Origin of the sequence: Enterobacter sp. RCC_40, assembly GCF_041360735.1 — a bacterium.
In the GTDB taxonomy this organism is placed as follows: Bacteria; Pseudomonadota; Gammaproteobacteria; order Enterobacterales; family Enterobacteriaceae; genus Enterobacter; species Enterobacter ludwigii.
In genome coordinates this window covers 76,541-101,604 of record NZ_JBFUPR010000009.1, presented here as the reverse complement: position 1 = coordinate 101,604, position 25,064 = coordinate 76,541, and the positions used below count along the sequence as shown (strand labels likewise).

Below are 25,064 nucleotides of genomic sequence, written 5' to 3'. Positions count from 1 at the left end.
TTACAACAAACAGGGCGCTCATTGGGCGCCCTGTCTCTTTCTTACGTTTAAACCCTTATACTGAATCATAAAAACGTAGAACGATAAGGAGGAGAACCTTCCGTGCTGACCCTGTTACACTTGCTTTCCGCAGTAGCACTGCTGGTATGGGGCACGCATATTGTCCGTACCGGCGTTATGCGCGTCTTTGGCGCGCGCTTACGCACCGTTCTCAGCAGCAGCGTTGAGAAGAAGCCGCTCGCCTTCTGCGCGGGCATCGGCGTGACGGCACTGGTGCAGAGCAGTAATGCGACGACCCTGCTCGTGACCTCGTTTGTGGCGCAGGATCTGGTGGCGCTGGCACCCGCGCTGGTCATTGTGCTGGGCGCTGACGTGGGGACCGCGCTGATGGCGCGTATCCTGACCTTCGATCTCTCCTGGCTGTCGCCGCTGCTGATTTTTATCGGTGTCATCTTCTTCCTTGGCCGTAAGCAGACGCGTGCCGGACAGCTTGGCCGCGTGGGGATTGGCCTTGGGTTGATCCTGCTGGCGCTGGAGCTGATTGTGCAGGCGGTGACCCCCATCACCGAGGCCAACGGCGTTCAGGTCATCTTTGCCTCGCTGACCGGGGACATCATGCTGGATGCGTTGATCGGCGCGGTATTTGCCATCGTCAGTTACTCCAGCCTGGCCGCTGTGCTGCTGACGGCGACGTTAACCGCCGCGGGGGCGATCTCTTTCCCGGTCGCGCTGTGTCTGGTGATCGGGGCCAACCTTGGCTCTGGCCTGCTGGCGATGCTCAATAACAGCGCCGCAAACGCTGCTGCCCGGCGCGTGGCGCTCGGAAGCCTGCTGTTTAAGCTGGTGGGCAGCCTGATTATTCTGCCGTTTGTCTATCCGCTGGCCAACCTGATGGACAATCTCCCGTTACCGAAGGCTGAGCTGGTTATCTATTTCCACGTGTTTTACAACCTGGTGCGTTGCCTTGCGATGGTGCCTTTTGCTGAACCCATGGCCCGCTTCTGCGAACGGCTTATTCGGGATGAACCGGAGCTGGATGCGCGTCTGAAACCTAAGCATCTGGACACCTCCGCGCTGGATACCCCGGCACTGGCGCTGGCTAATGCCGCGCGCGAGACGCTGCGCATGGGCGATGCCATGGAAACGATGCTTGAAGGGCTGCAAAAGGTCATGCACGGAGAGCCGCGAGAAGAGAAAGAGCTGCGCAGGCTGGCGGACGATATCAACGTGCTCTATACCGCCATCAAGCTCTACCTGGCGCGTATTCCGCAGGATGAACTGGCAGAGGAAGAGTCCCGCCGCTGGGCGGAAATCATCGAAATGTCGCTTAACCTCGAGCAGGCCTCGGATATCGTGGAGCGTATGGGAAGTGAAATTGCTGACAAATCCCTTGCCGCGCGCCGCGCCTTCTCGGTTGAAGGCCTGAAGGAGCTGGAGGCGCTGCACGAGCAGTTGCTGAGCAACCTGAAGCTGGCGATGCTGGTCTTCTTCTCCAGCGACGTACCGAGCGCACGCCGCTTGCGTCGTAACAAACATCGCTTCCGTATCCTCAACCGGCGCTACTCGCACGCCCACGTTGAACGACTGCACCAGCAGAACGTCCAGAGCATTGAAACCAGCTCCCTGCACTTGGGGTTGCTGGGGGATATGAAGCGTCTCAACTCGTTATTCTGCGCGGTCGCTTATAGCGTCATGGAGCAGCCGGATGAAGACGACGATCGAGATGAATATTAATCTCTGAAAGCGCCTATATAAGGTGGTTAACCTCAAAACCAGCAGGTTTACGCCGGGCATGATGCCCGGTAACCGTCGGCTAATCTTTTTACCAGCCCAAACCTAAGGTATATTTCGCCTTTACAGGAGAAACTATGCTGCCAACTCAATCAACACGATTAAACAAATACATTAGCGAGAGCGGGATCTGCTCACGTCGCGAGGCGGACCGTTACATTGAACAGGGTAACGTGTTCCTCAACGGCAAACGCGCCACCATCGGTGACCAGGTCGTCCCCGGAGACGTGGTCAAAGTGAATGGTCAGCTCATTGAACCGCGTGATGCGGAAGACCTGGTATTTATCGCGTTGAATAAGCCGGTTGGCATCGTCAGTACCACGGAAGACGGCGAGCGGGACAACATTGTTGATTTCGTTAATCACAGCAGCCGTATCTTCCCGATTGGCCGCCTTGATAAAGACTCACAGGGGCTGATTTTCCTGACCAACCACGGCGATCTGGTGAACAAAATTCTGCGTGCCGGTAACGACCACGAGAAAGAGTACATCGTCACGGTCAATAAGCCGATCACGGACGACTTTATCCGCGGTATGGGCGCAGGTGTGCCGATTCTGGGGACCGTCACGAAGAAGTGCAAGGTGAAGAAAGAGGCGCCGTTTGCTTTCCGCATTACCCTTGTGCAGGGCTTAAACCGTCAGATCCGCCGGATGTGCGAGCACTTCGGTTATGACGTGGTGAAGCTCGAACGTACGCGCATTATGAACGTGAGTCTGGCCGGTATTCCACTGGGCGAGTGGCGTGATTTAACGGATGACGAACTGATTGAGCTGTTCAGGCTCATCGAGAATTCATCGTCTGAAGCGAAGCCAAAAACGAAAGCCAAACCGAAAACCCAGGCCATTAAGCGCCCGGTGGTGAAAGCGCCGCCATCAGAAGAGAAAAGCCGCGGCAAGCCTGCGGGCAAACGCTTCGTCCAGCCGGGCCGTAAAAAGAAAGGGCGCTAATTAGCGCCTTCCACGGGGTGAGGTATTGGCTGACCAGGAAAAGGTCGCTTCTTTATCGGGTTTATAAGCCTGCTCTTTTTTCAGCTTGCGGGCTTGTTTCGCCTCAGTTTCACGCTGAGCCATCAATTTATCGATGTACTCTTTTTTAACCTGATTGGTTTCGGCGTTAGTCAGCGTGCGGCCATGGGCGATACGAGCGCGGTCGAGGAGCGTTTTCAGTTCGCGCTGCTCAGCTTCCGTCATGTCTTTCTGGGTCAAACGAGGTGTAGCCATTGCTGAAGCCTCCTGAAGGGGAGGCTCCAGTGTAAAGCAAGCGAAGGAAATTAACCCTGTTTCACTGCATCTTTTTTCGCGGGCGCATTAATGGGTTTGCCTGACCAGTAGCCTGCCAGCAGCGAGCCGGACAGATTATGCCAGACGGAGAACAGCGCACCCGGCAGGGCTGCCAGCGGCGAGAAGTAGATCTTGCCCAGTGCTGCGGCCAGCCCCGAGTTTTGCATCCCCACTTCGATTGCCAGCGTACGACAGGTAGATTCGTCGAAACCAAACAGCTTCCCGCCCCAGTAACCGCCCAAAAGACCAAGGGTGTTATGCAACACTACCGCGATGATCACCACAAAGCCCACTGAGGCAATGTGCGATGCAGAGCCGGCAACCACGGCGCTGATGATAGCCAGAATACAGACCATCGAGAAGGCAGGCAGGTACGGTTCAACGGCTTTAACCACGCGCGGGAACAGATGGTGAATCACCAGGCCCAGCGCAATCGGGATCACCACAATCTGCAGAATACTGAGCAGCATCCCCATGACGTCTACCTGAATCTGCGCATCCACATACAGACGCGTTAACAGCGGCGTGGCAATCACACCCACCAGCGTTGAAACGGAAGAGATGGTCACCGAGAGCGCCACATCACCTTTTGCCAGGTAAATCATCACATTGGATGCCGTGCCGCTGGCCACGCTGCCGACCAGCACCATACCGGCGGATAAATCTGGCGGCATTTTAAAGGCCATGGCCAGCAGCCACGCCGCAAGCGGCATGACCAGGTAGTGCAGGAAAATCCCTGCCGCTACGGGGGCCGGGCGCGACAGAACGCGTTTGAAGTCGTCAATTTTCAGGTGTACGCCCATGCCGAGCATAATCAGCATCAGCAGCGTCGTGACCCATGGGCCAATGCCCGTAAAGTGGGTGGGAGTGTAATATGCGAGTACGGAAAGCAGCAGTGCCCACAACGGGAACAGCCGGGTGATGGCGGATAACATAGATAGTCCTTGCAGTATTGTCGTGTTGTTTAGTTATAAAAAAGCCGGGTCTGTGCCCGGCTTATAGGTATTGTTTATCGTGCTAACGAATTTTATTCAAACAAATTCTGATGAAGTTTTTGCACGACCTGCTCGGCCTGATCGGCTGGCACCAGGAAGCAGAGGTTGTAGCTGGAGGCGCCGTAGCAAATCATACGAATGCTGAACGGGTCGAGTACACCGAAGACCTCTTTGCCCACGCCGCAGGCACGCGACAGCTTGTTGCCGATGATAGCAACCAGCGCCAGATCTTCTTCCACTTCCACGCGGCACAACTCAGAGAGTTCGATCAGCAACGACTGCGTCAGCAGGGTGTCGCCGGTTGACGTGGAGCCAGTGGTGTCCAGCGTCAGCGCGATGCTCACTTCGGATGTGGTGATCAAATCCACGGAGATATTATGGCGCGCGAGGATGCCAAACACTTCCGCCAGGAAACCGCGAGAATGCAGCATATTGTGGCTGTGCAGCGTCACCAGCGTCTGGCGGCGGCGCAGGGCCAGCGCTCGGAACAATGGCGGGTTTTCGGTTTTCTTGCACACCAGCGTACCGCCTGCTTTGGGATCCTTACTGGAGCCAACGAAGACCGGGATATCGCTGCGCACGGCCGGCAACAGCGTCGCCGGGTGCAATACTTTCGCGCCGAAGGTGGCCATTTCGGCCGCCTCTTCAAACGCGATCACATCAATGCGTTTCGCCGCAGAGACCACGCGCGGGTCGGTGGTGTAAATACCCGGCACGTCAGTCCAGATATCCACACGGGTGGCATGCAGCGCTTCGCCGAGCAGGGCTGCCGTATAGTCACTGCCGCCGCGGCCAAGCGTTGTTGTACGGCCTTTGGCTTCGCTACCGATAAAGCCCTGAGTGATCACCATCCCTTCTGCCAGGCGCGGAGCCAGCTGCTGCTGGGTCAGCTCGGCCAGCATTTCAACATCCGGCTCGGCACGGCCAAAGCGATCGCTGGTGCGCATGACTTTACGCACGTCAAACCATTGGGCATGGACGTTACGCTCGCGGAGGATCTCCACGAACAGCAGCGTGGACATCAGCTCGCCGTGGCTGACCAGTTCATCGGTCAGCGCGGTGGAGGTCGCCAGAGAGGCGGCTTCAGCCAGGGTAGTGATATTTTCCAGCAGGCGTTCCACTTCCTCACGGATCACGTTCGGATTCTGCAGACGTTCAAGGATGTTGAACTGAATTTTGCGCAGTGCGTCCAGCTTAACGAAACGTTCGGTTGCTTCCAGTCCTTCAGACAGAGAAACCAGCAGGTTCGTCACGCCAGCAGAGGCGGAAAGCACCACCAGGCGGGTATTCGGATCGGCCAGCACCACATCGGCGCTGCGGTTCATGGCATCGTAATCGGCCACACTGGTGCCGCCAAATTTGGCGACCACAAAACTCGTCATAACAACCTCGTGTCAGGGAATGAATAAAGCGACCTTGGCACAAGAATGAAACGAGAACAGGTGCAGGCGCAAAATACGGCCCTATAAATAAAATGTGGGGGAGGTCCTGTCAATGCTGGGATTATGCGGATTTTTTATGGGGGGGTACCCCTCAGTAACAGGACTTATAACAGGGCCATATTTTATGCTCCTTTTTACCGCCTTTTGACCGACATTTCGCCGCCCCTGAAGGGCGTTTCAGCAGCTATACTTTTCGGGTCTTTTCACCTGTGTTTGATGCAGGCCAGGGCAATGGCATAAAAACCATCACAATTTTTATTTGCAGGCGCTACAATCGACCGCAGTCACAATTCTCAAATCAGAAGAGTATTGCTAATGAAAAACATCAACCCAACGCAGACCGCTGCCTGGCAGGCACTACAGAAACATTATGATGAAATGAAAGACGTCACCATCGCGGACCTGTTCGCGAAAGATGCCGATCGTTTCAATAAGTTCTCCGCGACCTTCGATGACCTGATGCTGGTGGATTTCTCCAAAAACCGCATTACCGAAGAAACGCTGGCGAAGCTGCAGGATCTGGCGAAAGAGACTGAGCTGGCCGACGCCATCAAATCCATGTTCTCCGGTGAGAAGATCAACCGCACCGAAGACCGTGCCGTGCTGCACGTGGCGCTGCGTAACCGTAGCAATACTCCGATTGTCGTTGACGGCAAAGATGTGATGCCGGAAGTGAACGCAGTGCTGGAAAAGATGAAAGCTTTCTCTGAAGCGATCATCTCCGGAAGCTGGAAAGGCTACACCGGCAAACCGATTACAGATGTGGTTAACATCGGTATCGGCGGGTCTGACCTTGGCCCATTCATGGTCACCGAAGCGCTGCGCCCATACAAAAACCACCTCAACATGCACTTTGTTTCTAACGTCGATGGTACCCACATCGCCGAGGTGCTGAAGAACGTGAATCCAGAAACGACCCTGTTCCTGGTCGCGTCTAAAACCTTCACCACTCAGGAAACCATGACCAACGCCCACAGCGCGCGCGACTGGTTCCTGAAAACCGCAGGCGACAACAAGCACGTGGCGAAACACTTCGCCGCGCTGTCGACCAACGGGAAAGCCGTTAGCGAGTTCGGTATCGACACTGCGAACATGTTCGAGTTCTGGGACTGGGTGGGGGGTCGTTACTCTCTGTGGTCCGCTATCGGCCTGTCGATCATCCTCTCCGTCGGCTTCGACAACTTTGTTGAGCTGCTCTCCGGCGCGCATGCGATGGATAAACACTTCTCCACCACCGCACCTGAGAAAAACCTGCCTGTGCTGCTGGCGCTGATTGGTATCTGGTACAACAACTTCTTCGGGGCTGAAACCGAAGCGATTCTGCCATACGACCAGTACATGCACCGTTTTGCGGCCTACTTCCAGCAGGGCAACATGGAATCCAACGGTAAATACGTTGACCGTAACGGTAACGCCGTGGATTACCAGACTGGCCCAATCATCTGGGGCGAGCCAGGCACTAACGGCCAGCATGCGTTCTATCAGCTGATCCACCAGGGCACCAAAATGGTCCCGTGCGATTTCATCGCCCCGGCCATTACTCATAACCCGCTGTCAGACCACCATCCGAAGCTGCTGTCTAACTTCTTCGCACAGACTGAAGCGCTGGCGTTCGGTAAGTCTCGTGACGTGGTTGAGCAGGAATACCGCGACCAGGGTAAAGATCCGGCCACGCTGGACCACGTTGTGCCGTTCAAAGTGTTCGAAGGCAACCGTCCAACCAACTCCATCCTGCTGCGCGAAATTACGCCGTTCAGCCTGGGTGCGCTGATTGCCCTGTACGAGCATAAGATCTTCACTCAGGGCGCTATCCTGAACATCTTCACCTTTGACCAGTGGGGCGTTGAGCTGGGTAAACAGCTGGCAAACCGTATCCTGCCTGAACTGGGTGACGATAACGCGATTAACAGCCACGACAGCTCCACAAATGGTCTGATCAACCGTTATAAAGCATGGCGCGCGTAATTAAAGTGTCATGAAAAAGTGCCGGCGAAATGCCGGCATTTTTTTATCGGATAATTCCTGATGTCTGTTATTAAACTCAAATTCCTGTAGTGAGTTTAATCTGAAAATAGTCGTTAACCTGTTAATTGCTGCGGTTTATTTTAGGAAAATACGGATAATTACCATCACGAGATCTAATTCTATTTCATTGATTTATATAAGTTATATTATTATCTAATCGTCCTTTTGTTTCCATTTTATCCAATTGTCCGAAAACCCTTCTTCTATTTATCCCTACGGCAAACCCTCACCTTTAGTTGTGTATACTCGAATCCGCCTGAAATTCTTTTTGGGCAAATCTCCATTCATTAAATGAAGGGAAATTCTTATGAAGAAAGTACTGTATGGCATTTTCGCCATATCTGCGCTTGCGGCGACATCTGTTAATGCGGCTCCGGTTCAGGTCGGAGAAGCGGCAGGTTCGGCTGCGACGTCTGCGTCTGCGGGGATTTCTACCGCGTCCAGCGCCAGCACCGTAAGTTCAGCCGTGGGTGTCGCCCTGGCGGCAACCGGTGGCGGTGATGGCTCCAATACCGGAACCACGACCACCACGACCACCAGCACCCAGTAATAACGGGTGTTTTAATCATAACCACACTTCGGTGTGGTTATTCTGGCTTTTCAGTAGCCTTCGGGAACTGTAGACCGGGTAAGCGCAGCATCACCCGGCAATAATGCGGAGAAGAGTCGTGAAGCGACCTGGGATCATCCTGATTTGTCTGCTTTTGCAGGCGTGCTCGGCCACCACCAAAGGGCTGGGCCATTCACTGTGGGAAAGCATGTTCGGTACGCCGGGCGTGCATCTGACCGATGACGAACTTCAGAACATGCCCTATGCCAGTCAGTACATGCAGCTCAACGATGGCCCACAGCTGTTTGTGGTGCTCGCTTTCGATGAAAACGGGCAGCAGAAATGGGTGACGCAGGATCAGGCCACCATCGTAACGCAGCATAGCCGTATCGTGAAAACCCTGCTCGGGGGCGACAACCTGCTTGAAGTCAACAATCTCGCCGCCGATCCGCTGAACAAGCCGAACCAGATAACCGACGGGGCAAGCTGGACCCGCACGATGGGCTGGACCGAACACAAGCAGGTTCGCTACGCCACCGCCCGCTCCACCTTCCGCTGGGATGGCACGGACAGCGTCAACGTGGGCAGCGACGAAACCCGGGTTCGCGTGCTGGATGAAGAGGTCACTACCGATCAGGCAACCTGGCATAACCGCTTCTGGGTGGACGATGACGGCCAGATACGCCAGTCGTTACAGTATCTTGGTGCCGGATTCTTCCCGGTCAAAACCACGCTGATCAAGGCCGCGAAATCATGAAAACACTTATTCGCGTTGCGCTGATCGCAAGCTTTGCTACGCCGCTCGCATGGTCTGCCGGGACGGTGAAAGTCTATACGCAGGACAATACGAAGCCTAAAACATTGACCAACGCCGGACACTTAATCGATCTCGTCGGCCAGCCAAGGCTGGCGAACAGCTGGTGGCCGGGTGCGGTCATCAGTGAACGACAGGCGACGGTGGTGGCGGAGCAACAACATAACGCGCTGCTCGCCAGGCTGACAGGGCTGGCGGAGCAGGAAGAGGGTGACGATGCGGCGGCCATTAACAGCCTTCGCCAGCAGCTCAAGGCGCTGAAGGTTACCGGACGGTTGCCGGTCAATCTCGATCCGGACCACGTTCGCGTCGCGGAAACGGCTAACCCGTCACTGGAAGGCGAGTACACGCTCTGGCTACCTGTTCAGCCTTCTACCATTACCGTGTTCGGGCTTGTCAGCAGTCCGGGTAATAAGCCGTTTATGCCGGGTCGCGATGTGGCGAGCTATCTCGATGAACAAAATTTGTTGAGCGGTGCGGATAAGAGCTACGCATGGGTGGTGTACCCGGACGGCCAAACGCAAAAAGCACCGGTAGCCTACTGGAATAAACGCCATATCGAACCGATGCCAGGCAGCGTCATTTTTGTCGGTTTTGCCGACCATTTCTGGACGAAGGCATATGACGGACTGAACGCCGATATCCTTCACTCCCTGAAACAGCGGATACCGGAATAATGAAAAGAACCTATCTCTATAGCATGCTGGCGTTGTGCGTGAGTGCCGCCTGCCATGCAGAAACGTATCCGGCACCCATTGGCCCGTCTCAGTCAGACTTCGGCGGCGTCGGTTTACTGCAAACGCCTACCGCGCGCATGGCGCGGGAAGGGGAAATCAGCCTCAACTACCGTGATAACGATCAGTATCGCTACTACTCCGCCGCTGTGCAGCTGTTTCCGTGGCTCGAAACCACGCTGCGCTACACTGATGTGCGCACCAAACGGTACAGCAGCGTCGAGTCCTTCTCCGGCGATCAGACCTACAAAGATAAAGCGTTCGACGTGAAGCTGCGTCTGTGGGAAGAGAGTTACTGGATGCCGCAGGTCTCTGTTGGCGCACGGGATATCGGCGGTACCGGTCTGTTTGATGCGGAATACGTGGTGGCCAGCAAAGCCTGGGGACCGTTTGATTTCTCACTCGGTCTCGGCTGGGGGTATCTGGGCACCAGCGGCAACGTGAAAAACCCGTTCTGCTCCTACAGCGACAAATATTGCTATCGCGATAACAGCTATCAGAAAGCGGGCTCCATCAACGGCGACCAGATGTTCCACGGCCCGGCCTCGCTGTTTGGCGGCGTAGAGTACCAGACGCCCTGGCAGCCGCTGCGCCTGAAGCTGGAATACGAAGGGAATGATTATTCACAGGATTTCGCCGGCAAGATTGAGCAGAAGAGCAAATTTAACGTCGGTGCCATTTACCGTGTGGCTGACTGGGCTGACGTTAACCTCAGCTATGAGCGTGGCAATACCGTGATGTTTGGCGTGACGCTGCGTACCAACTTTAACGATATGCGGTCACACTACAACGACAACGCGCGCCCTGCTTACCAGCCGGAGCCGCAGGATGCCATTCTGCAGCACTCCGTCGTGGCGAACCAGCTGACCCTGCTGAAATACAACGCCGGTCTGGCGGATCCGAAGATTCAGGTGAAAGGCGATACGCTGTACGTGACCGGCGAGCAGGTGAAATACCGCGACTCGCGGGAAGGGATCGAACGTGCCAACCGGATCATCATGAACGATCTGCCGGACGGGATCAGCACGATCCGCGTGACCGAAAACCGTCTGAACATGCCGCAGGTCACGACGGAAACGGATGTCGCCAGCCTTAAGCGCCATCTGGAAGGCGAACCGCTGGGGCATGAAACCGAGCTGGTGCAAAAACGCGTTGAGCCAGTGGTGCCAGACACCACCGAGCAGGGCTGGTATATCGATAAGTCGCGCTTTGATTTCCATATCGATCCGGTGCTGAACCAGTCTGTTGGTGGGCCAGAAAACTTCTACATGTATCAGCTGGGCGTCATGGCGACGGCGGATCTGTGGGTCACCGACCACCTGCTGACCACCGGCAGCCTGTTCGGTAACCTTGCCAACAACTACGACAAGTTCAACTATACCAACCCGCCGAACGACTCGAAGCTGCCGCGCGTGCGTACTCGCGTACGTGAATATGTGCAGAACGACGCTTACGTAAACAACCTGCAGGCCAACTACTTCCAGTACTTTGGTAACGGTTTCTACGGCCAGGTTTACGGCGGTTATCTGGAAACGATGTTTGGCGGCGCGGGGGCTGAAGTACTCTACCGTCCGGTAGACAGCAACTGGGCGTTTGGTCTTGATGCCAACTACGTGAAACAGCGTGACTGGCGCAGCGCGCAGGACATGATGAAGTTCACCGACTACAGCGTTAAAACCGGCCACCTGACGGCCTACTGGACGCCGTCGTTTGCCCCGGATGTACTGGTGAAAGCCAGCGTTGGTCAGTATCTGGCGGGGGATAAAGGCGGCACGCTGGATATCTCTAAACACTTCGACAGCGGTGTGGTGGTCGGTGGCTATGCCACGATCACTAACGTCTCGCCGGACGAGTACGGGGAAGGGGACTTCACCAAAGGCGTGTACGTCTCCATTCCGCTGGATCTGTTCTCGTCAGGCCCAACCCGCAGCCGTGCGGCAATTGGCTGGACGCCGCTGACGCGTGACGGTGGTCAGCAGCTGGGTCGTAAATTCCAGCTGTACGACATGACCAGCGATAAGAACATCAACTTCAGATGATGCGTGAGTGCCCGGTAGCGTTACGCCTGCCGGGCACCTTACAAACGCCGCAACAGTCTCGCCGGGTTCCCGGCGTAAACCCCTTTCTCGGTGATGGACTTTGTCACCACGCTTCCCGCCCCAATCACCGCCCCATCGCAAATTGAGACAGCCAGAATGGTGGCCCCGCTGCCGATTGAAACGTCGTTGCCCACGCGAATGTGTCCCCAGCTGCGCCGGTCGGCATTGGGTTTACCGTCGCGGAACATATCGTTGGCGAACATCACCCCATGGCCAATGAAACAGCGCTCACCGACGGTGACGTACTCGCAGATGAAGGTATGGGACTGAATTTTGCTGTCAGCACCGATGTGCGAGTTAGCCTGGATTTCAACAAACGGGCCGATAAAGACGTTATCGCCCAGCGAACACTCATAAAGATTCGCGGGTTCGTAAATGACGACGTTTTCGCCGCAGACAACATGACGAATAGCCGCCTGGCGTTGCTCTGGCATACATCTCCTTAGACTGGCATCGACATAATATGGAGGGTGCTGGTTTGCGCCGCAGTGACGAAGAGAATGTCTTTGACATGTTTCAGCCCCTGCGCTTCGTAAAACCGGCGTGCGCGAGGGTTCTTTTCGAGGACTTCCAGCCACAGCAGATTTTCCGAACAGGCTTTTGCCTGGCGAATCACTTCCGCAAGGAGTTGCTCGCCGTAGCGGTGTCCTGTGGCATCCGGCAATAAATAGAGTTTATGCAGGAGCGTACCCGTCAGCCCCTCGGGCTCGATGGTCTGCTGGGTTGAGAATTTTGCGAATCCGACTGGCATTTGTGCGCTGGCAATGAGCCAGTAAGTGCCCGGCTGCATCAGGCTGTCTGCTATCGCCTGCGGCGCGTATTCCTGCTTAAGAAAGGCGGCAAGCTCTGTCTGGCTTTCCCATAGATGCCCAAAGTGATGCCGGTAGCTGGCATACCCCATTTCACTCAGCTGTTTTGCATCATCCAGGGTGGCGCGTTGAATGGTTAATTTCATCATCCCTTCGTCGAAATAAGCGTGTCACAATGCAACATGCCACAGCGCTGAACATAATATAAACAAAAAATATAGATCACCGTCACATTTTTGCGTTATACAGGAACCTCGCCCTGGAGAATGAGGTGCTCTATGACATCCCTGACTCGCCCGCGCGTTGAGTTTATCTCAACAATCCTCCAGACCGTGCTGAACCTCGGTCTGCTGAGCCTTGGCCTGATACTGGTCGTCTTTTTGGGAAAAGAGACGGTGCATCTGGCGGATGTGCTGTTCGCCCCTGAACAAACCAGCAAATATGAGCTGGTGGAAGGCCTGGTGGTCTACTTTCTCTACTTTGAGTTTATCGCGCTGATTGTGAAGTATTTCCAGTCGGGCTTTCACTTCCCGCTACGCTATTTTGTTTACATCGGGATCACCGCGATTGTGCGGCTGATCATCGTGGATCATACCTCCCCGCTCGACGTACTGATCTATTCGGCGGCGATCCTGCTGCTGGTGATCACGCTCTGGCTGTGCAATTCGAAACGGCTGAAACGGGAATAAAAAAAATGGCGGCCCGGAGGCCGCCTAACAACAGTCACAAGTTGGGTCAATACAATACGTCTAAAGTTGAGGGTTGCAGTGGCATAACAAATGAAACTTAACCTTTCACACCGCCCGCCGTCAGGCCATTCACCAGCCAGCGCTGCGCCAGCAGGAACACGACGGTGATAGGGATGGCGGAGAGTACAGCCGCCGCAGCAAAGTCGCCCCACAAATAGTTCTGCGGATTGAGATATTGCTGCATGCCGACGGCCAGCGTATAGCTGTTGACATCACGCAGCAACAGGGAAGCGACCGGCACTTCGGTGATGGCTGCGATAAACGACAGGATAAAGACCACCGCCAGGATCGGCACCGACAGCGGCAGAAGCACCAGACGGAATGCCTGCCACGGGGTCGCGCCATCCAGCGCCGCCGCTTCTTCCAGCGAGCCGTCAATGGTTTCGAAATACCCTTTGATGGTCCACACATGCAGCGCGATACCACCAAGATAGGCGAAGATGACGCCACCGTGGGTGTTCAGGCCGATAAACGGCACGTACTGGCCCAGTCGGTCAAACAAGGCATACAACGCCACCAGTGACAGTACCGCCGGGAACATCTGGAAAATCAGCATCCCTTTCAGCAGCGTGGCCTTACCCGGGAAACGCATACGGGCAAAGGCGTAAGCACAGGTCGTGGAGAGTGCGACAATTCCAATCGCGGTAATCCCGGCAATTTTCACCGAGTTCCACAGCCATAACAGCACCGGGAACGGCGGTGGCGTGACGCGGCCATCCGCGTGTTCAACGCTGAAGCCCAGCGCTAACTTCCAGTGCTCCCAGGATATTTCATCCGGGATCAGGCTCCCGGTCGCGAAGTTACCGGCACGCAGGGAGATGGCGATGACCATCAGCAGCGGGAACATGATTGCCGCGATAAAAATCAGCAGCCCTAAATGCGTCGCGAAGAGGCGCAGTTTCTGAGATTTGGGTTGGACCATAGACATATTCTGTGCCCTCCTTAGTCGAATTTCATGCGTGTTGCTTTCAGGTTCACAATCGCCAGAGCGCCAACCAGCAGGAAGATCAGGGTGGCAATCGCTGCCGCCAGACCGAAGTCCTGACCGCCGCCGCCTTCGAAGGCGATACGGTAGGTGTAGCTGACGAGCAGGTCGGTATAGCCTGCCGGCGTGGTGGTGCCAAGACGGTCAGGCCCACCGTTGGTCAACAGCTGAATCAGCACGAAGTTGTTAAAGTTGAAGGCAAAGCTGGCAATCATCAGCGGCGTCAGCGGTTTAATGAGCAGCGGCAGCGTAATCTTAAAGAAATTCTGGAACGGACCCGCGCCATCCATTGCCGAGGCTTCGTACAAATCGTCCGGAATCGCCTTCAGCAGGCCCATGCACAGGATCATCATGTACGGATAACCGAGCCAGGTGTTCACGATGATAATCATCGAGCGGGCGGTGATGGGGTCGCTGAACCAGGCCGGTTTGATGCCGAACAGCGCGCTCAGCATCATGTTGATTTCACCGAAGCTTTGGTTAAACAGCCCTTTGAAAATCAGAATCGAGATAAACGACGGGACGGCATACGGCAGAATAAGCAGCACGCGGTAAATGGCTTTCCCTTTCAGAGATTCCCACTGCACCAGACACGCCAGCACCATGCCCACGGCAACGGTCAGGATCACCGTCAGTATGGAGAACACTACGGTCCAGACAAAGATGGCGAAGAACGGTTTCTGGATCCCTTCGTCGGTGAAGACGCGGGTGAAGTTGTCCCAGCCTATCGTCACGGTGTAGCCCGGGCTGAGCTTGTCATCACCCCATTTGCCATCAGCCGTAATGGACTGGTAGAAACCAATGTCATTGTTTGGACGGTACTTCACGCCGCTCTGGTTGTTGGTCAGCGTGCCATCGTCCGCCAGCGTATAGAGCGGTTGTGTCCCGGAGAACTGGCGCAGTGAACTCATGGTCACTTTGCTTTCGTCCGGCAGTTGGGCGGTAAGCTGCGTCAGTGCCTGACGGTTCTGCGTAATGATGCGCAGGTTAGCGCGTTCGCCTTCCGGCAGGGCCGCAGCCTCTTTTAAGGCCAGCTTCTGCTCGCCGCCAAATTTGAAAGCGTCGGAGACATAATGTTTGCCGGTTTCTTCGTCAGTGAGTGCTAACTTCCACTCGCTGCCCGCAGGATACAGGCCGAAGTTAAAGGTTTTGCCCGCCTGATAAGAGCGGTCCATCAGCACCTGTTGGGCGCGTTCCTGCGCAAGCTGGTTGGTGCTGCTGTAGTTGGTAAACGCGATAGCAATGGTACAAATCAGCGGGAACAGGACAAACAGACCCATCCCGGCCACGCCCGGGTAAACATATCGCCAGGCATAGGCTTTACGGTTGGCGAAAATATACAGGCCAGCAGAGCTTAAAATCAGCGTCATGATGGCGAACAGATATTCCCCTTGTACGTACATTAAAACAACAAGGTAACCCACCAGCAGACACAGCAGACCCATTACAGACCACTTCAGGGCAGAGCTTTGCCACCAGTGTTTCTTTTTAATGACATCCATGGGGTTCTTCCTCTACAACACATTTTGTTCTCCCTCTCTCCGCAGGGGAGAGAGGGGATAAAAGCCTTACTTCGTGATACGACCCTGAGCATCTTTCAGCGCAGCATCAACCGTCTGACGACCGCTTGCTGCGTTGATGACGGCGGTACGGGTTGCGTACCAGAACGCTGCCATTTGTGGGATGTTCGGCATGATTTCGCCTTTCTGGGCGTTATCCATGGTTGCCGCGATACGTGGGTCTTTCGCCAGCTGATCCTGGAAGGATTTCAGCGCAACCGCACCCAGCGGTTTGTCCTTGTTCACTTCATCCAGACCCTGATCGGTCAGCAGGTAGTTTTCCAGGAACTCTTTCGCCAGCTCTTTGTTCGGGCTGGCAGCGTTAATACCTGCGCTCAGCACGCCAACGAACGGTTTAGACGGCTTGCCTTTAAAGGTTGGCAGCAGGGTTACGCCGTAGTTGATTTTGCTCTTGTCGATGTTGGTCCAGGCCCACGGACCGTTGATGGTCATCGCGGTTTCGCCTTTGTTGAACGCCGCTTCTGCGATGGAGTAGTCGGTATCCGCGTTCATGTGTTTGTTCTTGATGAGGTCAACCAGGAAGGTCAGGCCTGCTTTCGCGCCAGCGTTGTCCACGCCCACGTCTTTCACGTCATATTTGCCGTTTTCAAATTTGAACGCGTAACCGCCGTCGGCAGCAATCAGCGGCCAGGTGAAGTACGGTTCCTGCAGGTTGAACATCAGCGCGCTCTTACCTTTCGCCTTCAGCTCTTTATCCAGTTTCGGGATCTCTTCCCAGGTTTTCGGTGGGTTGGGTACCAGGTCTTTGTTGTAAATCAGAGACAGCGCTTCTACCGCGATTGGGTAAGCGATGATCTTGCCGTTATAGCGAACGGCATCCCAGGTGAACGGGTACAGTTTGTCCTGGAAAGCTTTGTCCGGCGTCACTTCAGCCAGCAGACCCGACTGGGCGTAGCCACCGAAACGGTCATGTGCCCAGAAGATGATGTCCGGACCGTCACCCGTTGCAGCCACCTGCGGGAATTTCTCTTCCAGTTTGTCCGGGTGTTCAATGGTAACTTTGATACCGGTGTCTTTCTCGAATTTCTTGCCCACTTCGGCCAGGCCGTTATAGCCTTTATCGCCGTTAATCCAGATAACCAGCTTACCTTCTTCAATTTTGGCGAGAGCCGGTGCGGAAATCATCATTGCTGCAAGGGCGGACAATGCGAAAACGCGTGCGCCAGTCTTGATCTTCATATCTGCCATCCTTTTTTGGTGATGTGCTCGTGGATACACTGAGGTGGTTCAACGTGACTCAGTCTCCTTATTTGACATCCTCTTTCCATCCTCCCAACCCCTACGCCCCACCCCCCGTTTGTGTGATCTCCGTTACATAAATTTAAGTTATGAGTGCTGGCGCACATAAAAACACAGTGAATTTTGCAGGTGGCTTCACGAATTTCGCCTCAGCCCTCCAGCGGCGGTCGCAGAGCCTGCTCTCTCATCCTCCCGCCTCCTCCCCCATAAAAAAGCCGGGGGGTGGAGGATTCACGAAAGTAATGGATACCCCATAGTGAACTTATCTTGAATGTTTCTGTCGGTGACAGGTTGTAACGAAGGGAGAAGGGCATGGCGAGCGTACAGCTGCGTAATGTAACGAAAGCCTGGGGTGACGTTGTGGTGTCGAAAGACATCAATCTGGACATCCACGAAGGTGAATTCGTGGTATTTGTCGGCCCATCTGGCTGCGGTAAATCAACTCTGCTGCGTATGATTGCCGGTCTTGAAACCATCACCAGCGGCGATTTGCTGATTGGTGATACCCGAATGAATGACATTCCGCCTGCCGAACGTGGCGTCGGCATGGTTTTCCAGTCTTATGCACTCTATCCCCACCTTTCCGTAGCCGAGAACATGTCCTTCGGTCTGAAGCTGGCGGGCGCGAAAAAAGAGGTGATTAACCAGCGCGTCACGCAGGTGGCGGAAGTGTTACAGCTGGCACACCTGCTTGAGCGTAAACCAAAAGCCCTTTCCGGTGGTCAGCGTCAGCGTGTGGCAATTGGCCGTACGCTGGTCGCCGAACCGCGCGTGTTCCTGCTCGATGAACCGCTTTCTAACCTGGATGCCGCCCTGCGCGTCCAGATGCGTATCGAAATCTCCCGTCTGCACAAACGTCTTGGCCGCACGATGATTTACGTCACCCACGATCAGGTCGAAGCGATGACGCTGGCCGACAAAATTGTGGTGCTGGACGCCGGTCGCGTGGCGCAGGTGGGTAAACCGCTGGAGCTTTATCACTACCCGGCAGACCGCTTTGTTGCGGGCTTTATTGGCTCGCCAAAGATGAACTTCCTGCCCGTCAAAGTGACCGCGACAGCCATTGAACAGGTACAGGTGGAGCTGCCAAACCGTCAGCAAGTGTGGCTGCCGGTCGACAGCGCCAACGTACAGGTGGGGGCCAATATGTCCCTCGGTATTCGTCCTGAGCATTTACTGCCGAGCCACATCGCCGATGTGACGCTGGAAGGTGACGTTCAGGTCGTCGAACAACTTGGTCACGAAACACAGATTCATATCCAGATCCCCGCCATCCGTCAGAACCTGGTCTACCGCCAGAATGACGTGGTGTTGGTAGAAGAGGGTGCCACATTCGCTATCGGTTTGCCGCCAGAGCGTTGCCATCTGTTCCGTGAGGATGGCACCGCATGTCGTCGGTTGCACAAAGAGCCAGGCGTTTAAGCATTCCAATTACAAAGAAAAGCAATGATCTCAGGAGATAGAATGATGATTACTCTGCGCAAACTTCCTCTGGCAATCGCCGTGACGGCAGGCATTTTGTCTGCACACGCGGGTGCCGTGGACTTTAAAGGTTATGCTCGTTCTGGCATTGGCTGGACCGGGAGTGGCGGTGAACAACAATGTTTCCAGGCAACCGGTGCACAAAGTAAATACCGTCTCGGTAACGAATGTGAAACCTACGCCGAACTGAAACTGGGTCAGGAAGTGTGGAAAGAGGGCGATAAGAGCTTCTATTTCGACACTAACGTTGCGTATTCCGTTTCTCAGCAGAATGACTGGGAATCCACCAGCCCGGCCTTCCGTGAAGCAAACGTGCAGGGTAAAAACCTGATTGAATGGCTGCCAGGCTCCACCATCTGGGCCGGTAAGCGTTTCTATCAGCGTCATGACGTCCACATGATCGACTTCTACTACTGGGATATCTCTGGTCCTGGTGCGGGTATCGAAAACATCGATCTGGGCTTCGGTAAACTGTCTCTGGCCGCGACCCGTTCTTCTGAGTCCGGCGGTTCTGCAACCTTCGCCGATCGTGATGCGAACGGCGATCGTATTTATGACAACGTAGTACCAAACGATGTCTTCGACGTCCGTCTGGCCGGCCTGGAAACCAACCCGGGTGGTACACTGGAACTGGGTGTTGACTATGGTCACACCAACATTCCTGACGACTACTATCTGCAGCCTGGCGCCTCTAAAGATGGCTGGCTGTTCACCGCTGAACACACCCAGAGCATGTTGAAAGGCTTCAACAAGTTCGTGCTGCAGTACGGTACGGACTCCATGACCTCTAACGGCAAAGGTATTCCGCAGGGCGGTAGCATTGATAACGACGGTTCCATGTGGCGTGTGCTGGACCACGGTGCAATCACCCTGGCAGACCGTTGGGACCTGATGTACGTCGGTATGTACCAGAATATCGATCGTGACAACAACAATGGTACAGAGTGGTGGACTGTCGGCGTGCGTCCAATGTTCAAATGGACGCCAATCATGAGCACCCTGCTTGAAGTGGGCTACGACAACGTTAAGTCTCAGAAAACTGACGAGAAAAACAGCCAATACAAAATCACCCTGGCACAGCAATGGCAGGCAGGCGACAGCATCTGGTCTCGCCCGGCTATCCGTGTCTTCGCAACCTACGCGAAGTGGGATGAGAAATGGGGCTATGCGAACAACGACTCAGGCGCAGGTTACACCTCTGGCGTAGCGTATAGCGACACTTCCGCGAAAACCTTCAGCCGTGGCGACTCCGACGAGTGGACCTTCGGTGCCCAGATGGAAATCTGGTGGTAATTCGGTAGACCTGACGTAATGACCTAAAAAGAGGGGCGTAAGCCCCTCTATCCTTAGGGTGCTGCGCGCTATTGCCTGGCCACCGCAGTGCTCACGCTATCAGAGGTAATAACAATGAAAATGAAGAAAAGTCTCGTCGCGCTGTGCCTCTCTGCGGGGCTGCTGGCCTGTGTTCCGGCGATCACCTTCGCAGATGTCAATTTCGTGCCACAAAATACCAGCGCTGCGCCTGCCATCCCGGCGGCGGCGCTCCAGCAACTGACCTGGACGCCGGTTGACCAATCCAAAACCCAGTCAACCCAACTTTCTGCGGCAGGCCAACAGCTTAACGTGCCGGGGATTGCCGGTCCGGTTGCCGCTTTCAGCGTCCCGGCCAATATTGGTGAGCTGACCCTGACGCTGACCAGCGAAGTAAGCAAGCAGACCAGCGTATTTGCGCCTAACGTCCTGATTCTGGACCAAAACCTGACGCCATCTGCCTTCTTCCCGAGCGACTATTTTGGCTACCAGGAACCTGGCGTCATGAGCGCTGACCGCCTCGAAGGCAAAATGCGCCTGACGCCTGCTCTGGGACAGCAGAAGATTTATGTCCTGGTCTTCACCACGGACAAAGATTTGCAGCAGACCACTAAGCTCACCGACCCGGCAAAAGCCTATGCCAAAGGAACCGGTAACTCTGTTCCGGATATCCCGGATCCGTTAGCGCGTCATGTCACCGACGGGTTGCTGAAGCTGAAAGTCTCAACAAACAGTGCTTCCAGCGTACTGGTTGGCCCTCTGTTTGGTTCATCCGGTACAGGCCCGGTCACGGTGGGGAACACTGCTGCGCCTGTGTATGCCGCACCCGTTGCTACGGCGGCGGCTCCGGCTGCAACCGCAGCCCCAGCTCCGGCGAAGAAAGCCGAGCCGGTACTGAACGACACCGAAGAATACTTCAATAACGCCATTAAGCAGGCGGTGAAGCGCGGCGATGTCGACAAAGCGCTGAAACTGCTTGATGAAGCCGAACGTTTAGGTTCAACCACTGCCCGTTCCACCTTTATCAGCAGTGTAAAAGGCAAGGGGTAACCGTTTCCCCACAGTGCTGATTTGTTAGTAGTTTAGTGCGCCTGAGTGGGCGCACTTTTTTTGGTGTCACACGGGCTGTTGCGCTCTTGTTGCGATCGTGATCGTTAAATAACGTTTGGCCCCCCTCAATCCGCTTTTCTGCGATACAATGCCATTACGTTATGTATCGGAGAGTCTGGCATGTCACACCCCGCGCTAACGCAACTGCGTGCGCTGCGCTATTTCGACCAAATACCTGCGCTTGACCCGGAGCAACTGGACTGGCTGCTGCTGGAAGATTCCATGACTAAACGTTTCGAGCAGCAGGGCAAAACCGTTACGGTGACCCTGGTTCAGGAAGGGTTTGTCTCTTGCGCTGAGATCGCCTCTGAGCTGCCCCTGTTGCCGCAGGAAGAACGCTACTGGCTGCGCGAAATATTACTCTGTGCAGACGGTGAGCCATGGCTTGCCGGACGAACGGTTGTTCCCGAGTCCACCCTTTCCGGGCCAGAGCTGGCGCTACAACGGCTGGGGAATACGCCGCTGGGGCGCTATCTTTTCACGTCGTCCGAGCTTACCCGGGATTTTATTGAGATTGGTCGCGATGCCGAACTGTGGGGGCGTCGTTCCCGCCTTCGCCTGAGCGGTAAGCCGTTAATACTGACGGAGCTTTTTTTACCGGCATCGCCGTTGTACTAAGAGGAAGAAAAAATGGAGTGGAGCCTGACGCAGAATAAGCTGTTGGCTTATCACCGCTTGATGCGTACAGATAAACCCATCGGCGCGCTGCTGTTGCTGTGGCCGACCCTCTGGGCGCTATGGGTAGCAACACCAGGGGTACCGCCGCTGTGGATCCTGGGGGTGTTCATTGCAGGCGTCTGGCTGATGCGTGCGGCGGGCTGCGTGGTCAATGACTATGCGGATCGTAAATTTGACGGGCACGTAAAACGTACGGCCCATCGTCCGTTGCCCAGCGGGCAAGTGACCGAGAAAGAGGCCCGTACGCTGTTTATCGTACTGGTGCTGCTCTCTTTCCTGCTGGTGTTAACCCTGAACACCATGACCATTCTGCTTTCAGTTGCGGCCCTGGCTCTGGCCTGGGTTTATCCGTTCATGAAGCGCTACACCCACCTGCCTCAGGTGGTGCTGGGCGCGGCGTTTGGCTGGTCGATCCCGATGGCGTTTGCGGCGGTGAGTGAGTCCGTCCCGTTAAGCTGCTGGCTGATGTTCCTTGCGAACATTCTCTGGGCCGTGGCATACGACACGCAATACGCGATGGTTGACCGCGACGATGACCTGAAGATTGGCATTAAATCGACGGCGATCCTCTTCGGACGTCATGACAAGCTGATCATCGGTATCCTGCAGGTTGCGGTGCTGGCGTTAATGGTGACGATGGGTTACCTGAACGGGCTCAACTGGGCGTTTTACTGGGCCGTGCTGGTGGCGGGAATGCTGTTTGTCTACCAGCAGAAGCTGATTGCGAAACGTGAGCGTGAAGCCTGCTTCAAGGCGTTTATGAATAACAACTATGTCGGTCTGGTGCTGTTTTTAGGGCTGGCGATGAGCTACTTTTCGTAAAAAAACGGCAGCCAGAAGGCTGCCGTTTTTGTTTTCATCGCAGGTCATCAGACCGCTGCACGCTTCACTCGCCTTGCGTCGCACTTTCAATCGTTAAACGCACATCAGACGTGATCAGTTCGGCCAGCATCTGGTACACCTTCAGCGTCTCTTCCGGCTCGGCATCGCCCGTATCACTGATAAACCCTTCATCACGCAGCGTCAGCACCAGAGAGCTGAAGACCGCTTTGTCGAAGAATTCCGGGGCGTTAATCCCGTGCAGAACAGACAGGCGCTGTGCCAGCGTCCGGCTCTCTTTCTCGAGCGTACCGCGGTTAATGGACGGATTCGCGCTCAGCAACCAGAAGGTAATGGCGTAGCGCTGCAGGGTTTCGCGCGCGCCCGCCGCCAGCAGTTGCAGGGTACGGGACCGTGACGGATTGATATGCAGCTCGTCATTCGTGACGGTAATCAGCCCCTGACGACGCAGCTCTTCGGTCAGTTTATCCAGCTCAGTCGCCAGTTCGTCCTTGTCCCAGCGCAGGAACAGCTCCGCTTTCAGCATTGGATAGAGCGTTTCAACATGACGCAACAGCTCCTGACGCGAGATGCGACGATGCTGGGTGATGATGGCCGCCATGAGCGAGGGCAGCATCAGCATATGCGCGATGTTGTTGCGATAGTAAGTCATCAGCACCGCCTGCTCGCGCGGGAGAATGATGATGTCGCCGATGGTGTCCTTTTCGACTTCAAACTTGTTCATCTGCAGGGCATGCTCGATAAGCTCGCTTGCCGTGCTTACCGGTACGGTCGAATCCACCGAGTACGGCACGTTGCGCATCATGTCGAGATAGCAATCCAGCTGCTCCGTAAGCTGTTCACGGGTCAGTGAACGCTGACGAGAGGCCAGAAGCGCCGTACAGCACAGGTTCATGGCGTTTGCCGCACCGGCGTTGTTAATACGCACCATCAGTTCAGAGGCGATGCTGTTGACCGTAGGCGTCAGCCAGGCCGGGCGAATCGCTTCGATAGGATCGATAGACTCGCGCCACTCCGGAACATGGTTGTTCAGGTAGGTCATCAGCGGCATCGGCTCGCCAAAGTTGACGTAGCCCTGGCCAAGGTTGCGTAACTTGCTCAGGCCGCGCAGCATCTGCGGCAGGCTCTCTTTCTCTTTGGTCGCACCGCGCAGCTCTTTGGCGTAGGTGCCCACTTCCATCACGTGTTCGTAGCCAATGTAGATGGGTACCAGGGTGATCGGGCGGGTTCCCCCGCGCAGCATCGCCTGAATGGTCATCGACAGCGTGCCGGTTTTAGGATCGAGCAGACGACCGGTACGGGAGCGACCCCCTTCCACGAAGTATTCAACGGAATAACCGCGGCTGAACAGCTCGCCAAGATATTCACGGAATACGGTGGAGTAGAGCTTGTTGCCCTTAAAGGTACGACGGATAAAGAACGCCCCCAGGCGGCGGAAAATCGGGCCGGCTGGCCAGAAGTTCAGGTTAATGCCGGCAGCGATGTGCGGCGGTACCAGACCCTGGTGATAGAGCACATAGGAGAGGAGCAGATAGTCCATGTGGCTGCGGTGGCAGGGGACATAGACAATCTCATGGCCATCATGGGCCAGCTGGCGTACGCGCTCGGCGTTATGAACGTTGATGCCCTGATAGAGGCGGTTCCACGTAAAGCCCAGAATACGATCGGAAAGACGAATCATCTCGTAAGAGAAGTTCGCGGCAATCTCCTCCATCAGTGCAATAGCGTTCTGCTGTGCTTTCTCATGGGAAATCTTTTTGCTACGCGCTTCGTCTTCAACGGCTCTGGCAATCGCTTTGGAGGCCAGCAGCTTGTTGAACAGGTCCTGACGTGCAGGAAGACGCGGGCCTACGGCAGCCAGACGCTGACGGGCGAAGTGCATACGCGCCACGCGCGCCAGTTTTTGCGCGATAATCTTGTCGGTGCCGTGCTCATCCGCCATACGGCGCAGCGAAACGGACGGGGAGAAACGCACGAAGCTGTCACGTCCCAGCCAGGAGACCGCGAAGAATTTCTGAATACCGTTAAGCATGCGCAGCGGCGGGTTCTCTTCACCTTTCTCTCTGCCCGGGCGGCGACCAAACATCACCGATACCGGCACCATCTGCACATCCAGACCCGGATTGCTGCGGTGCAGGTCGAGATAGTCGTGGAAAAGCTTAATGGACTCTTCCTTTGGCGTGTAATAGGTAAACACGCGCGGCCCGCCGTGAATGAACACATAGCGCGGCAGCAGAGTGCCGTCGACTTCGAGGGGTTCAAGCGGGTCAGGTAAATCATGCGCCAGACACTGGGCGCGAAGCGTCAGTAGGTCTGCCTTCGAGTTATAAGGCAAAACGTACATAATTGGGCGTGACGTATCGAGCCCCAATTCCAGCGCGGGTTCCGCTGGGATAGACTTGCTTTTTACCAGGACGCTTAATGGTAAATTAAGTAATTTGTAGTAAATTCGTGGCCAGCCGGACATAAACGATGTAAAGCCTCTGGTTAATAATGCAATTGCGGCGCAAGGATAACAGAAAGCGCGCAAAATTTCTGTTGTTACCCGTCA

Annotated in this window: 22 protein-coding genes; 13 read left to right on the top strand and 9 right to left on the bottom strand. The window is 55.3% G+C overall.

The features are described 5' to 3' along the window. Positions 1-102: 102 nt before the first annotated feature. Both AB6731_RS21445 and rluF read left to right on the top strand, forming a co-directional pair. The gene (locus tag AB6731_RS21445) at positions 103-1,734 is read left to right on the top strand and encodes a Na/Pi cotransporter family protein (protein ID WP_020882860.1); all 1,632 of its coding nucleotides are present in this window, start codon (positions 103-105) and stop codon (positions 1,732-1,734) included. Between the two features lie 134 nt (positions 1,735-1,868). Continuing rightward, entirely contained in the window at positions 1,869-2,738 is an 870-nt protein-coding gene (rluF, locus tag AB6731_RS21440) for a 23S rRNA pseudouridine(2604) synthase RluF (protein WP_371006779.1), read from the top strand. Here rluF and AB6731_RS21435 read toward each other — a convergent pair whose 3' ends face one another. From AB6731_RS21435 to lysC, 3 genes are all read right to left on the bottom strand, one after another. Continuing rightward, the gene (locus tag AB6731_RS21435) at positions 2,739-3,011 is read right to left on the bottom strand and encodes a DUF3811 domain-containing protein (protein ID WP_014168182.1); all 273 of its coding nucleotides are present in this window, start codon (positions 3,009-3,011) and stop codon (positions 2,739-2,741) included. A 50-nt stretch (positions 3,012-3,061) separates the two neighbouring features. Next, entirely contained in the window at positions 3,062-4,006 is a 945-nt protein-coding gene (gene panS, locus AB6731_RS21430; RefSeq protein WP_059305647.1) for a ketopantoate/pantoate/pantothenate transporter PanS, read from the bottom strand. A gap of 92 nt (positions 4,007-4,098) precedes the next feature. Beyond that, positions 4,099-5,448 carry a lysine-sensitive aspartokinase 3 gene (gene lysC, locus AB6731_RS21425; RefSeq protein WP_014168184.1) on the bottom strand — a complete coding sequence of 450 codons (1,350 nt, stop codon included), beginning with the start codon at positions 5,446-5,448 and terminating at the stop codon, positions 4,099-4,101. A gap of 375 nt (positions 5,449-5,823) precedes the next feature. Here lysC and pgi point away from each other — a divergent pair, with 375 nt between their 5' ends. The 5 genes from pgi (at position 5,824) to AB6731_RS21400 (ending at position 11,670) form a co-directional block, all read left to right on the top strand. Next, positions 5,824-7,473, top strand: coding sequence for a glucose-6-phosphate isomerase (gene pgi / locus AB6731_RS21420; protein ID WP_025206404.1), 1,650 nt, complete (start codon positions 5,824-5,826; stop codon positions 7,471-7,473). Positions 7,474-7,840: 367 nt separating this feature from the next. Next, positions 7,841-8,083 carry an exopolysaccharide production protein YjbE gene (yjbE, locus tag AB6731_RS21415; protein WP_014168186.1) on the top strand — a complete coding sequence of 81 codons (243 nt, stop codon included), beginning with the start codon at positions 7,841-7,843 and terminating at the stop codon, positions 8,081-8,083. Positions 8,084-8,201: 118 nt separating this feature from the next. Next, entirely contained in the window at positions 8,202-8,840 is a 639-nt protein-coding gene (locus tag AB6731_RS21410; protein WP_025206403.1) for a YjbF family lipoprotein, read from the top strand. Beyond that, on the top strand, positions 8,837-9,574 hold the full coding sequence (locus AB6731_RS21405) for a capsule biosynthesis GfcC D2 domain-containing protein (RefSeq protein ID WP_014168188.1): 738 nt from the start codon (positions 8,837-8,839) through the stop codon (positions 9,572-9,574). The genes AB6731_RS21410 and AB6731_RS21405 overlap by 4 nt, the downstream gene beginning before the upstream one ends. Next, entirely contained in the window at positions 9,574-11,670 is a 2,097-nt protein-coding gene (locus AB6731_RS21400) for a YjbH domain-containing protein (RefSeq protein ID WP_371006778.1), read from the top strand. The genes AB6731_RS21405 and AB6731_RS21400 overlap by 1 nt, the downstream gene beginning before the upstream one ends. Positions 11,671-11,708: 38 nt before the next feature. Here the strand turns inward: AB6731_RS21400 and AB6731_RS21395 are convergent, their stop codons facing one another. Continuing rightward, positions 11,709-12,164, bottom strand: a complete 456-nt coding sequence (locus AB6731_RS21395; RefSeq protein WP_020882853.1) for an acyltransferase — start codon at positions 12,162-12,164, stop codon at positions 11,709-11,711. Positions 12,165-12,172: 8 nt separating this feature from the next. Continuing rightward, positions 12,173-12,688 carry an N-acetyltransferase family protein gene (locus tag AB6731_RS21390; RefSeq protein ID WP_371006777.1) on the bottom strand — a complete coding sequence of 172 codons (516 nt, stop codon included), beginning with the start codon at positions 12,686-12,688 and terminating at the stop codon, positions 12,173-12,175. Positions 12,689-12,817: 129 nt separating this feature from the next. Between AB6731_RS21390 and psiE the strand changes: the two genes are divergently transcribed. Then, a complete protein-coding gene (gene psiE / locus AB6731_RS21385) occupies positions 12,818-13,228 on the top strand; it encodes a phosphate-starvation-inducible protein PsiE (RefSeq protein ID WP_020882851.1) in 411 nt (136 codons plus the stop codon). Between the two features lie 97 nt (positions 13,229-13,325). On the opposite strand, the gene malG is transcribed toward psiE, so the two are convergent. The 3 genes from malG to malE form a co-directional block, all read right to left on the bottom strand. Then, positions 13,326-14,216, bottom strand: a complete 891-nt coding sequence (gene malG / locus AB6731_RS21380; RefSeq protein WP_014168193.1) for a maltose ABC transporter permease MalG — start codon at positions 14,214-14,216, stop codon at positions 13,326-13,328. 14 nt (positions 14,217-14,230) lie between these two features. Continuing rightward, positions 14,231-15,775, bottom strand: a complete 1,545-nt coding sequence (malF, locus tag AB6731_RS21375) for a maltose ABC transporter permease MalF (protein ID WP_047954914.1) — start codon at positions 15,773-15,775, stop codon at positions 14,231-14,233. 66 nt (positions 15,776-15,841) lie between these two features. After that, on the bottom strand, positions 15,842-17,032 hold the full coding sequence (gene malE, locus AB6731_RS21370; protein WP_020882849.1) for a maltose/maltodextrin ABC transporter substrate-binding protein MalE: 1,191 nt from the start codon (positions 17,030-17,032) through the stop codon (positions 15,842-15,844). Between the two features lie 372 nt (positions 17,033-17,404). Here malE and malK point away from each other — a divergent pair, with 372 nt between their 5' ends. From malK to ubiA, 5 genes are all read left to right on the top strand, one after another. Next, the gene (gene malK / locus AB6731_RS21365; protein WP_014168196.1) at positions 17,405-18,514 is read left to right on the top strand and encodes a maltose/maltodextrin ABC transporter ATP-binding protein MalK; all 1,110 of its coding nucleotides are present in this window, start codon (positions 17,405-17,407) and stop codon (positions 18,512-18,514) included. 42 nt (positions 18,515-18,556) lie between these two features. Beyond that, entirely contained in the window at positions 18,557-19,867 is a 1,311-nt protein-coding gene (locus tag AB6731_RS21360; protein ID WP_020882848.1) for a maltoporin, read from the top strand. A 114-nt stretch (positions 19,868-19,981) separates the two neighbouring features. Then, positions 19,982-20,935, top strand: coding sequence for a maltose operon protein MalM (malM, locus tag AB6731_RS21355; protein WP_032681924.1), 954 nt, complete (start codon positions 19,982-19,984; stop codon positions 20,933-20,935). Between the two features lie 180 nt (positions 20,936-21,115). Beyond that, positions 21,116-21,613: a chorismate lyase gene (gene ubiC / locus AB6731_RS21350; RefSeq protein ID WP_014168199.1), complete on the top strand. Its 498-nt coding sequence runs from the start codon at positions 21,116-21,118 to the stop codon at positions 21,611-21,613. A gap of 12 nt (positions 21,614-21,625) precedes the next feature. Further along, positions 21,626-22,495 (top strand): 4-hydroxybenzoate octaprenyltransferase, encoded by an 870-nt coding sequence (gene ubiA / locus AB6731_RS21345; RefSeq protein ID WP_025206398.1) that lies wholly within the window; start codon positions 21,626-21,628, stop codon positions 22,493-22,495. A 64-nt stretch (positions 22,496-22,559) separates the two neighbouring features. Here ubiA and plsB read toward each other — a convergent pair whose 3' ends face one another. Next, positions 22,560-24,980 (bottom strand): glycerol-3-phosphate 1-O-acyltransferase PlsB, encoded by a 2,421-nt coding sequence (gene plsB / locus AB6731_RS21340; protein WP_020882845.1) that lies wholly within the window; start codon positions 24,978-24,980, stop codon positions 22,560-22,562. Between the last annotated feature and the right edge of the window lie 84 nt (positions 24,981-25,064).